Source organism: Chloroflexus sp. (assembly GCF_056331925.1).
The window spans coordinates 56,137-69,630 of the sequence record NZ_JBWGQH010000007.1 but is presented as its reverse complement, the minus strand read 5'-3'; the positions used below and the strand labels follow the sequence as shown (position 1 = coordinate 69,630).

Genomic DNA, 13,494 nt, shown 5'->3' with positions numbered 1-13,494 from the left:
CTTGATATATGACCGGCTGACCACTCTGTCAGTATATTGCGAGCTGCGATAACTTTACTGTAGCACAGTTCAAGGGAACGGTCAACCAACCTGCAATACGCGCAGCGTTTCGGCGACCGCCTGCTGGAGACCGCTCAAGCAGTCTTCAAGCGGCTGATCGGTGGTAGCTGCACGTTCGAGCGCCTGCGCTGCGGCTGCCACCAGCACGGCCCCAACTTGACGAGCACCGCCTTTCAGACGATGGGCTATCTGTCGTACTTGTTCACGATCACGCCGGGCAATGGCCACAGTTACCTGATCGAGCTGTTGTTGGAACTCGTGTCGGATCAGCTCACAGGTTGTGCGTCTTATTTCGATCTGATCACCACCGAGTGCGGCCAACAGCTCGTTGAACATTGCCCTATCGATCACCAGCTCCTCATCTGTAGCGGTACTATGGACTATCTGATCACGTCGGTCGGTGGGTGGATGTAAGGCATCGCGAAGATCTTGTAAACGAACCGGTTTATTAAGAAAACCGTCCATACCGGCTGCCAGGCAACGCTCACGGATACCGGCAAAGGCATAGGCGGTGAGAGCAATAATCCGTGGTTGCCGGATGCGATTGCCAAGCGCACGAATGTGGCGCGTCGCTTCTTCCCCGTTCATTTCCGGCATTTGTAGATCCATTAGCACAACATCAAACTGGCCATGTTGGACGGCATGTAAAGCTTCACGACCATTCGCAACTACCGTCACGTGATGCCCCAAGACCCGTAGAAGATGCAACGCCACTTGCTGGTTGATCTCGTTATCCTCGGCCACTAAGACGTGCAGTGCTGGTGTCTGAACAGACGAGGGTGATCCTACCGACTTCAACGGTTCTACCGGCGCTACCACACGTTGCATTGGTAAGCTAAGAGTAAAGATTGAACCCTCGCCCAAACGACTATCGGCCCGTAGCTCACCACCCATCAGGGAAGCCAATTGAGCACTGATCGCCAAACCCAACCTGGCCCCATCACGCCGTACTTGTTCGCTACGATACCGGATAAACGGCTGGAAGAGCCTGGGCAGATGTTCGGATGTGATCCCAATACCGGTATCACTCACCCTGATCGCTACTTGACACCGGTCATCGGCGACATCAAGCAGATCAACTGTTATCGAGACACTCCCATGATCGGTGAACTTTATTGCATTACTGACCAGATTTGTCACGATTTGGCGTACTCGCATCCCATCAACGATGACTAACGCTGGAAGCGCGGGATCGATTCTGACACCCATGTGCAAGCCTTTTCGCACGGCCTCGCGGCGAAACAACTCACACACAGCCATGATAATTGCCCGCAGATCGGTCGGTTTGGGCTCTAGCTCTACCTGCCCCGCCTCCAGTTTGGAAAAGTCAAGCACATTATTGATAAGAGTTAGGAGCGATTCACTCCCGATCCGAATTGTCTCGATGAAGTCGCGCTGCTTGTCGGTCAAGCCTCCTCGCAACAAGACCTCCGTACTCGTAATAACCGCATTCAACGGTGTCCGCATTTCGTGGCTGATCGCGGCAAGAAACGAGGTTCGAGCACGTTCGGCCTGCTCAGCAGCTTCTTTGGCGCGCAGTAAATCGGTTGCGATCTGTCGCTCGACGGTAATATTCCGACCAACAATCAGACCACCACTAATTTGCCCTGGTGTGATCTCGACGGGAAGTAAGACGGTATCAAACACTTGATCATCGATAGGATAATCGATGCGATGCGTCGCACCGTTCAAGACCTCATGACACAGGGATAGTAATTTTGAACAGTACGGTTCAGGAAGCAGATCAGGCAACAAGCGACCTTCAAGCTGTGCTGAAGTGACGCCAAAGCGAGCTAATTCAGGACCGGCAGCTAGCGTAAGGCGGAGATCGGTGTTGAACATCAACACGATGGTACCTGGTAGCATGTCGGCCAGCATGCGATAGCGCTGTTCGCTCGCACGAAGTGCTAGCTCATTTTCTTTGGTGCGGGTAATATCTTGAAACGTACCGCGCAGCTTGACTATGCGCCCATTCTCCCAGACCGGCTGGCCGATCGAACGCACCCAACGGAGATTGCCTTTTGCTGTCCGAAACGGTAAGGCGAGATCCCATTCGGCCCCGGTGGCAAGGCACCGTTCATACACTTCACTGATCAGATGATGTACTTCGGCAGGGTAGAAATCTATCAACTCAGGAGATGGTGGTATGTCACCGACCGGCAACTCGTGAATAGCAAACATCTCCTCCGACCAAACCATTGTTCCCGTTGCCAGATCAAGCTCCCAGCCACCTACGCTTGCCATCTTCCCCACAGCGCGCAGTAATTGTTCACGTTCGGCAAGCGCCTGCTCAACGGCAACCTGTGCCGTTATATCAGTTTGCACACCGACAAACGCGACAACATTCCCGGTCTCGTCGCGTACTGGACTGATCGAAAGCTGATTCCAAAACGGTTGCCCATCTTTGCGATAATTGAGGATACGCTCCTGAATTGGGTGCGCCGCCGCAATCGCCTCGCGTAGCCGATCCACCGTTGCCGCGTCGGTCTGTGGACCTTGCAGAAAACGGCAGTTACGGCCAAGAACCTCATTGGGAGCATAGCCGGTAATCGTGCTGAATGCCCGGTTGACGAACACAATTGGCTGATCAGCACCGGCATCGGTCACGATCATCCCACTCGCCATTTCGTTAACAGCAGCGAGGAGAAACCGGTTTTGGGTGCGCAATCGGGTAATTTCTGCTTGCAAATCGGCAATTTGCTGAGCGAGTTCGGTTTCTTGCGCCGAGTGCTCGGAAGCAGACGGGGGTGCGGAATGCTCCATGAATCCCAATTCCTTAACCAGTTGGTACGTATGCTTGAAACCACCTGTTGCTTACTACAAGGAATTGTGCTAGTGGTATGATACCATTTTTGCTCGAATTGATGTGGATTCTTTTATCAGGTATGCACAATTAACAAGGGGTATAACAATACTATACCCCTACCGAATAGCCCGATATGACCCATCCACCAAACGGTACTACAAGGTTGTTTGGTCGATGTGAACCGGCGGATCCCGTTCGATCCGCTCAATCAATGCCGCCAGCGCACGTGGCTTAATGTGGTACAACTGATCTGTTACCCGCACCGGTTCGTGCAAATCGGGATGTGCGGTATCAATGACAACGTGCCATTCAGCATCGTCAGGCCAGTCAGGTAAGATAAACGGCACCTCCTCGTTGCCGGCATTGATCAACACGAGCAATACATCGTCACGCATGGGTTTACCGTCTTCGGTGCGATCATCAATGACGGCGCCGTTCAACAACACCCCAATACAGTGCAAATCGGGCTGCTGCCACAATTCAGCACTCACCTCTTGCCCATCCGGGCTTAACCATTCGACGTCATACTCAGCATTCGCAAGATGACCGACAAAGAAGCGGCGTCGGCGCAAAACGGGATGCTCACGACGGAACGCGATCAGACGACGGGTAAACGTCAACAGCAGCTCGGCCTCAGGGTCGGATTGCCAATCCACCCACGAAATCGAGTTGTCTTGGCAGTACGCATTGTTATTACCCTGCTGCGTTCGCCCACGTTCATCACCTGCCAGCACCATCGGTGTCCCCTGCGAGAGGAAGAGCGTAGCGATAAAGTTCATCATCTGCCTCAACCGCAGTGCGCGAATGTCCGGGTCATCGGTTGGTCCCTCAACACCGCAATTCCACGAGTTGTTGTATGAGTCGCCGTCGCGGTTCTCTTCACCATTGGCCTCGTTATGCTTCTCATTGTACGAAACCAGATCGCGCAGTGTAAAACCATCGTGCGCAGTGACGAAGTTGATCGAGTGATACGGCCGACGCCCGTTGTGATGGTAGAGATCCATCGAACCCATAAACCGCGAAGCAAATTCGGCAGCCTGACCGGGATCACCCTTCCAAAATCGTCGTACCGTATCACGATAACGACCATTCCATTCGGCCCATGGTGGTGGAAAGCGACCAACCCAGTAGCCATCAAAGCCAACATCCCACGGTTCGGCGATGAGTTTCACGCGCTGTAACACCGGGTCGTGCTGCACCATGGTCAAGAACAGGCTAGGTTGTTCAGAACCGGCCGGGCCACGAACGAGCGTGCGGGCGAGATCAAACCGAAACCCGTCGACGTGCATCTCGGTCACCCAATAACGGAGCGAGTCGAGGACCATCTGCAAGGCACGTGGATTGTTCATATTAAGACTATTGCCGGTACCGGTATCGTCGAGATAGAACCGTGGCTGATCGGGGACAAGCCGATAGTATGAGGCATTATCAATGCCACGAAAGCTGAGCGTTGGGCCGAGATGGTTACCCTCGCCGGTGTGGTTGTAGACGACATCGATAATGACTTCGATGCCGGCAGCGTGCAGGGCTTTGACCATCGCTTTGAATTCATTGACTTGAGCTTGTGGGTCGCTCTGGCTGGCATAACGCGGTTCAGGGCTGAAGTAATTGATCGGTTGGTAGCCCCAGTAGTTCGTAAGACCGCGATCGGTAAGGAACTGATCGGTAATAAACGCTTGCACCGGCAAGAGTTCAACCGCCGTGATCCCCAATTCCTTCAGATAGTCAATCACGGCCGGTGTCGCCAGACCGGCATACGTCCCACGCAATGCTTCTGGCACGGCGGGATGCAGTTTGGTAAAGCCTTTCACGTGCAGCTCATAGATCACCGAATCGGCCAGTGGAATATCCGGTGGTCGATCATTGCCCCAATCGAATTGCGGATCGATCACAACTGAGCGAGGCACGTAGGGTGCACTATCACGCTTGCCGATGGTCAAATCACCATACGGACTATCAACGCGATAACCGTAATTGGCCTTATCCCACCGCAATTGACCCGCCAACGCACGGGCATACGGGTCGATCAAGAGCTTATACGGGTTGAAGCGATGGCCCTGTTGCGGGGTATAGGGACCGTATACACGATACCCATAGAGCTGACCTGGACGTAATCCCGGAATATAGCCGTGCCAGACATCAGCCGACCGTTCGGGAAGAGTGATACGCACAGCCTCATGCAGTGCATCAAGACGATCAAACAGACACAACTCAACGCGCGTCGCGTGCGCTGAGAAGATCGCGAAGTTTACACCTTCACCGTCCCACGTTGCCCCAAGCGGATACGGACGACCTGGCCAAACATCGGTAATTCGCACGCAAATCCTCCCCTAGATAAACACTGGTAGCGTGCAGACTGGACAGCAATTGCCACCTGCACGCTACCTTGCGATAGGACTCATCTCAAACCCTGATAAACATCGCACGAAGTTAGAGGTAACAACCCTACCGAATTAACGCTCCTCCTTACGCTCACGCGAGCGGAAGACGATGACAATCGGTGTACCCTGAAAACCATAGCGTTCGCGTAGACGATTCTCAAGATAACGGGCATACGACCAGTGAACCAATTCGCTATCGTTAGCGAAGAAGAGAAACACCGGTGGCTCAGTTTGGGGCTGTACTGCGTAGTATAAACGGAGATGGGCACCCTTCTTGACAGCCATCGGCGGCTGTTGGACAACCACCTCACGCAAAAAGTTGTTCAGTTCGCTCGTCGGTACCCGTTTCTGACGCTGAGCGTAGATCTCACGGGCATAATCGAGCAAATGACCGACCCGCTGACCGGTCAATGCCGAGATAAAGACGATCGGTGCATAGTCGACAAACTTAAACGCTTCGCGTACTCGGTGTTCATATTCGTAGTAGGTTTGCGAATCTTTGGTGATCGCATCCCACTTATTGACCACCAGGATCAAGCCTTTTTTCGCTTCGAGCACCATGCCGGCAATGTGGGTATCTTGAGCGGTAACGCCTTCGGTTGCATCGATGAGTAACATCGCAACATCGCACCGCTCGATTGCACGCAAGGTGCGTAAGACACTGTATTTCTCGATCCCGCGCTCAATTTTACCGGCACGCCGAATCCCGGCGGTATCAATCAGGGTAATCGGTTCGCCGTGGTAGGTAATCGTAGTATCAATCGGATCGCGCGTCGTACCGGGAATTGGACTGACCACACTGCGCTCTTTGCCGAGCAGACGATTCAGCAACGAAGACTTACCAACATTGGGGCGACCAACAATCGCCACTCGCAGATGGCGCTCCTCATCCTCCTCGAATGTCTTGGGCGGAAAATACTCGGTCAAGCGGTCGAGAACATCGCCGGTACCAAGCCCGTGGAAGGCACTCATTGGGATCGGATCTCCCAGATTCAGCGCATAGAACTCAACTGCATCGAGCATGCGCTCTTGGCTATCGCATTTGTTCACCGCCAACACAACCGGCTTTGCAGTTGTACGCAAAATATCGGCTACATCGGCATCAGCCGTCGTCAGACCATCACACCCGTCGACCATAAAGATGATCGCGTCGGCCTCGGCAATCGCGTGTTCGGCTTGGGCACGGGTACGACGAGCGATCTCCGCTTCAGGCAAAGAAGGATCTTCGTCACCAAATAGAAGACCGGCAGTATCAACAACGGTAAACTCACGTCCATTCCAGAAAGCATCACCGTACAGCCGGTCACGGGTGGTACCGGGAATATCTTCCACAATCGCCCGTCGCTCGCCGATCAAGCGGTTGAAGAAGGTTGATTTTCCTACATTCGGACGGCCCACAATGGCCACAATCGGTTTTGGCATAACTCCTCCCGGACGCCAATCCTGTGCGTCCTCGCTTTCTATTATAGTAGGTGTCGGGATAGACGTTGCATAGTATTCATCGTAATGCGGCCATCGTCCGACGGAGTTTTTGCTATGATCGATGCACTGCTTGGGATTTTACTCTGCCAACTGATCGGTGAAGTGATTAGTCGTGGGCTTCGACTACCGGTACCCGGCCCGGTAGTCGGTATGCTGTTGCTCTTTGCCATTTTACGCTGGCGCGGTGGACCACCACCCCAACTCAGCACCACTGCCCACGGACTGCTCACCCACCTTCCCCTGCTGTTCGTCCCTGCCGGGGTTGGGGTTATCGTGCATATACCGTTGCTCATTCGCGAAGGATTGCCGTTATTCGCCGCAATTATCGTCTCAACGACAATTACGCTACTCGTAACCGGCCTGACCGTCCATCGGCTGTACCGGAGGAAGTGATCCACACGTATGGATGACCGAATTTTTTTCGATCTGGGTATATTTAGCCCAAACTCCACTCCTCTGGCTCACCACGACCATCACCATCTATCGCCTGATGACGATTATCAGCCGCAGATTGGGTTCACCCCCGTTCCTCAATCCTGTTCTCTTATCAATATGCTGGTCGGTATCTTGCTTGTCACCGACACTCCGTATGCCACCTACTTCGATGGAGCCCAGTTCGTTCACTTTCTGCTTGGACCGGCGACGGTTGCGCTGGCTATTCCGCTCTACGAAGCCGAACGAGTGCTACGTCGGATGCTGTGGCCGGCACTCATTGGTCTCTTCGTCGGTTCGGTGACCGGTATCATTGCAGCTGTCCTCAGCGGACGGCTTATGGGACTATCTGAAGCAACAGTACGTTCCCTCGCACCCAAATCGATTACGACGTCCATTGCGATGGGTATTGCCGAACAACTAGGCGGCCTACCCTCACTGACGGCCGTCATTGTCATCGTTACCGGTATGGTGGAGGCGCTGTTTGGCTGGGAGCGGCTCGGCTTGGCAGGTATCCACGATGATAGTGAATGAGGCTTTGCCCCAGGCTTAGCATCGCACGGTCCGGGCACTGCACGCTCACTACAATTTAGTAGTGAAGCGGGAGCCTTAGCCGGTTTGGCAATGGGGTTAAACGGCGCACTAACGTCGCTCCTCGTGCCATTGCTGGCACACTGACTCGGATTATGAGAGCTGCGTATGGATGGAGGACGAGGCAGGTAAGATGGAACGCTTACCTGCCTCTATTCGGCGATAGAAGGCAGAGGGGAACAACCGCACTCTCATCCCGCTTCATCAAGCCATTGCATGCGGATAGCAAGCAGGTTGTACTAACCCTCGATCCGCTCCATCGTACCATCCGGCAACCAACGGATACGTACACCGTTGATCTCCGTCCAGCCCTCAAGCTCTTCTTCCTCTTCCTCCTGCGGGACGAGGACCGGCCCACGATCCTGCGACCAGAGGATGAGTTCGTCAATTGTATACCATCCCGGCCGATAATGGACTTGGTCGGCCGGATTAAGCCAGAAACGAATCTGGCCGTCCATCCATTGCCAACGCTCAAGCGAGCGCCACTCCTTGCCCTGATCGCTCAGGACGACCTTGACCTCCTCCAACATGCGCAACAGTTCCGGCAACGAGCGCGGCGTACTGTAACGCAGTTGCAGCAGGCGCTGATTAATTGCGTCCCGCAGTCGTTCGAGCTCAGGTATGCTCAAACTTTCTAGATCGAAGTCAATCACTGCGGCTTCCTTTCCCGGGATGTCGATCCGATGTGCTCTATGCCGCACCGAACCGGCCCGCTTCGACATCCATAAACAGAATCCCTTGGGTTGGTAGCGCGCACTGCGGTGTGCGTTAATCGCCTGCCTGTCCCCCACATGTATCATACCCCAATTTTGTTACAAGAACCTTTCCACGGGGGGTAAACAGCAGCGATCTTTGTGTTTCTGCAATAATAACGCAAATCACGACGATTAGGTTGCAAAACCGGCCGCACTTGATAACATTTCAGTCATCTTTCAGGTTGCGTTGATAACTCGAGTGCAGCCAGCAAGCGAAGTGCTTCATCAGCATCGTTACCGCACATGTCGGGATGTGGTCGTAGACGAACACAGATTGCCGGACGTTCGGGTTTACCATACAACGCACAGCGATTGTCGGTGGTTAACTGAACACAGCGCACACCGGCAGGCTTGCCATTCGGCATACCCGGTATCGGTGACGAGATCGAAGGGGCGATACAACACGCGCCACAACCAACTCGACATTCCATCGCAGGCTCCTCGCGCACCGATCAGCACGATGTTACTCCTCCGCGATACGCTCGATCCGTAACCCACGAATCTCTCGCCCCCGTGCTGCCCAACGTCGGTGATAATGTGACTCGAACACGGCCAACTCACTTGGTGAAGCGGGTAATCCGCGCAATTGCGGGAAGGCGGGCAGCAATTCTTGCATCAGGGTGAAGAGGTCTGGATGATCGGTCAGAAAACTGAGATACCCACCCGGTACGAGCGCACGCTCAGCGCAGCCCAGCATCTGCGCCGAAACGAGTAGTTGATTGCGTTGTCGGTTGCGTAACAGCGGCGGTGGAAAGTGAAGAATGATCGCCGTCAAGGCGCGATCGGGAATACGCTGGTAGAGGAGACGTGCATCGGCGTGCAGAAAGATGATATTCTCTAAACCTAACTCAACTACTCGTTCCACCGCTCGGTACAGCGGTTTGGCAACAATATCAACCCCAACAAAACAGGCATCTGGCTGTGCTGCGGCCAAGGTGCAGATGTATTCACCGGTTGCACAACCCAACTCAAGAGTCAGCGGTGCATTACGCCCAAACAGACTCTCAGCATTCAGCAACGGAAAGCGGGCAGGATAGTGATAGAGTTCGTGGGCCGACCACGAACGATAATAGCGTTCAGCTATCTCCGGTGGTGGTACTGTGACCTTTAAACGTGCAGGATAACGACCTCGACCCATATCGGTAACACTTAAGACATAAACGCAAAGAACGCAAAGAACGCAAAGAACGCAAAGAACGCAAAGAACGCAGAGATGTGAAATTAGCTATACTCTGGTAAGCGCAACAAGGCCAGGGCGACGACTGTTGCCCATGCCAACACCTTAAACTCACCAGCAGCGAGTGCCTGCCGTACCTCATCGACCGTCAACAAAACCAATTCCTGCGCTTCAAGATCATCGCTCGCGCCTTTACCCACGAATGTCGCGCCACGCGCTAAGTACAGATGGGCTACACCGGCGCCGCGATTCCCGTCTACCGCATAACGACCGAGATGTTCCCAATCACTCGCAATATAGCCACTCTCTTCGCGGAGTTCGCGTTGTGCTGCTCCCAATGGGTCTTCCCCGGGTTCAAGATAGCCCCCGACCGGCGCCAGCGATAAACCCTCGACCGCGTATTTCTCCTGCCGAAAGAGAACAAACCGATGGTCAGGTGTGATTGCGACGACATTCACATATTCCGGTGTGATAATCCACTGCCAATCCGGAATCTCACGACCATCGGGAAGAACGACGTGATGGCGTTCGACTGTCAAAAATGGTGGCTGGTGTAAAATGACTTCCCGTTTGCGTAATTGCCATGGTGGCATGATCAAGCCTCTCTTCTAAAGCGAGGGATCATCAATCTGATCACCGTACCTTGCAGTGTATTCGTCTCGATCTGTAATTGTCCTCCATGGACACGAGCAGTTTGGCGAGCAATTGCTAACTCGATGGTATGCGCTCGTTGTGTTTGGATCGAAACACTATGGAGGTCACTGTCTGGTGGTAAGCCAGGATCGGCAACTTCAATCCAGACATATTGCTCATCAGACCCACTACCAACCTGAATAACCCCACCGTCCGGATTCGCCTGCGCCGCTGCAACGATAAGAGCAGTGAGTGCGGTGTGGAGCAGGTTGGTTTCGCCGGCAGCAACCGGTAAGGTGCTCAATGACTCAACAATAGTGATCGCAGCGCGATGTGCCAACTTGTGGGTAGCAGTATCGATCGCCAACCGTGCAATTTCTACCAGATCAACCGGCTGGATGTGGAGTGATTCGAGCTGTGCAAAGCGCTGCAAGCGACGCGCACTCATTGCACCAACTTCAGCAGCCGTGGCAATCATCTGGAGATCGATCCGTTGCTCACCTTCAGCGTCGAGTTCGAGTAACTGTGCTCGACCCAAAATGACCGTCAGCAGGTTATTAATGTCGTGGGCAACCCCCGTAGTTGCCAAACCCAGCACACGCGCTTGGATTACGTCGGGATGCAATATCGCCGTTGCCAATTCGACGAAACGGGCCGCATCAGGCCATAATGGTCGCGTCGGTACAACCGTATTCACACGGTCAGGTAGGGACAGGGTTTGCCCAACACTACGCACGACTACTTCAGCCCACAACGCCGTTCGCGCTTCACCGGCGGCATAGCGTACCATCAGTTGTGACAGTAAGTGTTGCCAGATCACGTGCCGCGTCATCATACGGCGGTAGAACAGGGCATCAACGAGAGGTGCGATCTGTTCAAGCAGGGGCGATACATCGGGCATTGCCCCTGGAACGAGCAAACCACCGATCAGTCGACCATGCACAACCAACGGCTGCCAATGATCGGCGAACTCTCTTAGTCCGTGTAACGATGGTGTCTCACCGATAATCACATGCTGAGTCGGCAAGGGCCACATCAGTGTTGGTTGAGCTGTGCCCTGGGCTACCGACCACATAACCGGACCGATAACTAACCATGTTGCAGCAGGGACTAGTGGAGCTATTGCCCGGCACAATGCTCGTTCCGTCACCGTTAGTGGCGAAAGTGAAGCAAGGACGAGATCATACCGAGAAGGTGAACGGTCGGCATGGTGATTCATGATCGCTATGCATAGGTGAGACTATCATTCGCTACGGCTCAGGGCAACCCGGTGCAAGTTGCGTAATCGCTGTACCACAAAGACCACTGCCCCAATTGCCAATACCACCAATACCAACTTCTGGTACTGATCGATAATTTCGATCACAAACTCCCAGTTTGCCCCGAGGATGACGCCACCAATGGTTAGTAATGACGTCCAAACGGCTGAACCAAGAGTTGTAAAGATCAAGAAGCGCCCCATTGGCATACGATTCATACCGGCAGGCAACGAGATGAGACTGCGAATGATCGGAATCACACGGCCTCCAAGCACGATCACATCACCGTAGGTCGTAAAAGCATGCAATGCTTTATCAAGGTCCTGCTCAGAGAGGAGAAAAAAACGACCGTAGTGACGGAAGAAAGGACGAACTAACGGCTCACCGGCCAGCATCCCGATATAGTAGAGCACAATTGCGCCGAGCACCGAGCCAAGCGTTCCGGCGCCAATTGCCAGAAACAGGTTCATCTCACCACGCCCAACGAGAAAGCCGGCAAACGGCATCACCAACTCAGACGGGATTGGTGGAAAGAGATTTTCGGCCAACATGACCAGCGTGATACCGGGGTAGCCAATGGCAAGAATGATGCTTTCTATCCAAAGACCGAGTTGTTCGAGAATACGTCCCATGCAAGAATTCTCCGTCTAACTGTCTTGTGTATCACATACATTGTCAGGTATGGTAGATGATTGCACAGATGTCGTCAAGTAGCGGTTTTTCATCTCGTTATCGGCGCATTTTACACGCAGCTCAGTGTAATCATTACCGAGTATAATCGTTCAACGATGATCACACCAGCTTACACTTGCTGCTCACCGAGGATTCTATGGACAACTCGCGCCCAACGATAGCCTTTTGCCCACGGTGTGGCGCACCGTTGCCGCCGGGCAACCCACGATTTTGCATTGAATGTGGCTATCCATTAGCAGCCCAAAACGAAGATACCCTCTCTACCCCACTCCCATCATCTGCCGGCCAGATGACAGTACGCTTACCCAATGCGCGTGTCGCGCAGAGTGTGATCGGCGGTACGGTCAAACTTCCATCATCTGGCGCAGTCCCACCGGGGATGTGGGTGCTTGATGAACCACCTTCGGCGCAAGCGGTCGTCGCGATTTATGCACCATTACGGGCAATTGTCGGCGGTTGGAGCGGATTAAGCGGGCAGGGGTGGCGGCGTGACGAGCGACAGGCACTGGCCGGTTCTCGCATGCTGTTTACGTTCTTGGCCGAACGAGTTTGGTTTCCGGCGCCAGGATGTGGTGGCGGCTTACAATTGCATGTTACGATTGCTGCCATAGCCGAATCTGAAGAGGGACGAGAACGGCTCGGCTTTCGCTATCGCATCGGTGACGATCCGCCAATGGAGGTACGGTACGCCGAGTGGCGCACGAGCGATGGCCATCCGGTGCCAAATCAGCCGATTCCGGCAATTCAGATTATGGCACCACCGCGGATTCCGCGCGTCTCCGATCTGAACGAGACAATCCGACGCATGAGTCGCAGTGAAGCCGACCGCTGGCTCGTCGGTAGCGTCACTCAAGGCGTTTACCAGCTCCTCGGCGGTGACATCCAGCAGCGGACTCCGGCCGGACGCGGGTTGTTACTGGTTGAAGTCGTCGAAGAGGAACAGCGCAACTGGTTGCAACGGCTATTTGTCGTCACACCCGCCCGTTATCGAGTGCGGATTGAGCGTCCATTGACGGTTGATTTGACCACTTGGAACCGGCAGGTTAAACAGATTAGACAAGAGGCAGCCGCCCTCGGCCTTGATGTTGAGACCGATGCTGCCATCGAGTGGTGGATCGATCGCTATGGGTACGATGGGGTGATTTTTACCGGTGCAGACCAGCGTTATCGGTGCAATCAAGTCATTGTTGCTTTTCGCCGTGGGCAATTGGTACGAGTGTGAGCA

11 protein-coding genes and 1 pseudogene are annotated in these 13,494 nt (G+C 54.0%); 3 read left to right on the top strand and 9 right to left on the bottom strand.

All coding sequences use genetic code 11. The annotated features are described in order from the left end of the window. Nucleotides 1-81: 81 nt before the first annotated feature. From AC01ZF_RS05390 to der, 3 genes are all read right to left on the bottom strand, one after another. Nucleotides 82-2,823, bottom strand: coding sequence for a PAS domain-containing protein (locus AC01ZF_RS05390; protein ID WP_428131136.1), 2,742 nt, complete (start codon nt 2,821-2,823; stop codon nt 82-84). A 198-nt stretch (nt 2,824-3,021) separates the two neighbouring features. Next, nucleotides 3,022-5,184 (bottom strand): glycogen debranching protein GlgX, encoded by a 2,163-nt coding sequence (gene glgX / locus AC01ZF_RS05385; RefSeq protein WP_424674656.1) that lies wholly within the window; start codon nt 5,182-5,184, stop codon nt 3,022-3,024. 135 nt (nt 5,185-5,319) lie between these two features. Next, complete coding sequence (gene der, locus AC01ZF_RS05380) at nt 5,320-6,669, bottom strand: ribosome biogenesis GTPase Der (RefSeq protein WP_424674657.1); 1,350 nt, start codon at nt 6,667-6,669, stop codon at nt 5,320-5,322. 114 nt (nt 6,670-6,783) lie between these two features. Here der and AC01ZF_RS05375 point away from each other — a divergent pair, with 114 nt between their 5' ends. Next, nucleotides 6,784-7,122, top strand: coding sequence for a CidA/LrgA family protein (locus AC01ZF_RS05375; protein ID WP_424674658.1), 339 nt, complete (start codon nt 6,784-6,786; stop codon nt 7,120-7,122). A 9-nt stretch (nt 7,123-7,131) separates the two neighbouring features. Beyond that, nucleotides 7,132-7,839 (top strand): annotated as a pseudogene (locus AC01ZF_RS05370) (LrgB family protein). A gap of 152 nt (nt 7,840-7,991) precedes the next feature. Here AC01ZF_RS05370 and AC01ZF_RS05365 read toward each other — a convergent pair. The 6 genes from AC01ZF_RS05365 to AC01ZF_RS05340 all read right to left on the bottom strand — a co-directional run bounded on the left by AC01ZF_RS05365 (nt 7,992) and on the right by AC01ZF_RS05340 (nt 12,208). Beyond that, nucleotides 7,992-8,405 (bottom strand): hypothetical protein, encoded by a 414-nt coding sequence (locus tag AC01ZF_RS05365; RefSeq protein WP_424674659.1) that lies wholly within the window; start codon nt 8,403-8,405, stop codon nt 7,992-7,994. Between the two features lie 272 nt (nt 8,406-8,677). Continuing rightward, nucleotides 8,678-8,938 carry a YkgJ family cysteine cluster protein gene (locus AC01ZF_RS05360; RefSeq protein ID WP_428112709.1) on the bottom strand — a complete coding sequence of 87 codons (261 nt, stop codon included), beginning with the start codon at nt 8,936-8,938 and terminating at the stop codon, nt 8,678-8,680. 32 nt (nt 8,939-8,970) lie between these two features. Further along, nucleotides 8,971-9,645 carry a tRNA (guanine(46)-N(7))-methyltransferase TrmB gene (gene trmB, locus AC01ZF_RS05355; RefSeq protein ID WP_424674661.1) on the bottom strand — a complete coding sequence of 225 codons (675 nt, stop codon included), beginning with the start codon at nt 9,643-9,645 and terminating at the stop codon, nt 8,971-8,973. A gap of 83 nt (nt 9,646-9,728) precedes the next feature. Further along, a complete protein-coding gene (locus AC01ZF_RS05350) occupies nt 9,729-10,277 on the bottom strand; it encodes an NUDIX hydrolase (protein ID WP_424674662.1) in 549 nt (182 codons plus the stop codon). A 2-nt stretch (nt 10,278-10,279) separates the two neighbouring features. Next, the gene (locus AC01ZF_RS05345; RefSeq protein ID WP_476575186.1) at nt 10,280-11,536 is read right to left on the bottom strand and encodes a sensor histidine kinase; all 1,257 of its coding nucleotides are present in this window, start codon (nt 11,534-11,536) and stop codon (nt 10,280-10,282) included. A 24-nt stretch (nt 11,537-11,560) separates the two neighbouring features. After that, complete coding sequence (locus AC01ZF_RS05340) at nt 11,561-12,208, bottom strand: DedA family protein (RefSeq protein WP_424674664.1); 648 nt, start codon at nt 12,206-12,208, stop codon at nt 11,561-11,563. Nucleotides 12,209-12,405: 197 nt separating this feature from the next. On the opposite strand from AC01ZF_RS05340, the gene AC01ZF_RS05335 reads away from it, so the two are divergent. Further along, complete coding sequence (locus tag AC01ZF_RS05335; RefSeq protein ID WP_424674665.1) at nt 12,406-13,491, top strand: zinc ribbon domain-containing protein; 1,086 nt, start codon at nt 12,406-12,408, stop codon at nt 13,489-13,491. Nucleotides 13,492-13,494 lie beyond the last annotated feature (3 nt).

Coding starts and splice junctions, on each gene's coding strand:
- AC01ZF_RS05340 (WP_424674664.1), bottom strand. CDS start 12,208: ATGGGACGTATTCTCGAACAACTCGGTCTTTGGATAGAAAGCATCATT.
- AC01ZF_RS05375 (WP_424674658.1), top strand. CDS start 6,784: ATGATCGATGCACTGCTTGGGATTTTACTCTGCCAACTGATCGGTGAA.
- AC01ZF_RS05390 (WP_428131136.1), bottom strand. CDS start 2,823: ATGGAGCATTCCGCACCCCCGTCTGCTTCCGAGCACTCGGCGCAAGAA.
- AC01ZF_RS05350 (WP_424674662.1), bottom strand. CDS start 10,277: ATGCCACCATGGCAATTACGCAAACGGGAAGTCATTTTACACCAGCCA.
- der (WP_424674657.1), bottom strand. CDS start 6,669: ATGCCAAAACCGATTGTGGCCATTGTGGGCCGTCCGAATGTAGGAAAA.
- AC01ZF_RS05345 (WP_476575186.1), bottom strand. CDS start 11,536: ATGAATCACCATGCCGACCGTTCACCTTCTCGGTATGATCTCGTCCTT.
- AC01ZF_RS05335 (WP_424674665.1), top strand. CDS start 12,406: ATGGACAACTCGCGCCCAACGATAGCCTTTTGCCCACGGTGTGGCGCA.
- AC01ZF_RS05360 (WP_428112709.1), bottom strand. CDS start 8,938: ATGGAATGTCGAGTTGGTTGTGGCGCGTGTTGTATCGCCCCTTCGATC.
- trmB (WP_424674661.1), bottom strand. CDS start 9,645: ATGGGTCGAGGTCGTTATCCTGCACGTTTAAAGGTCACAGTACCACCA.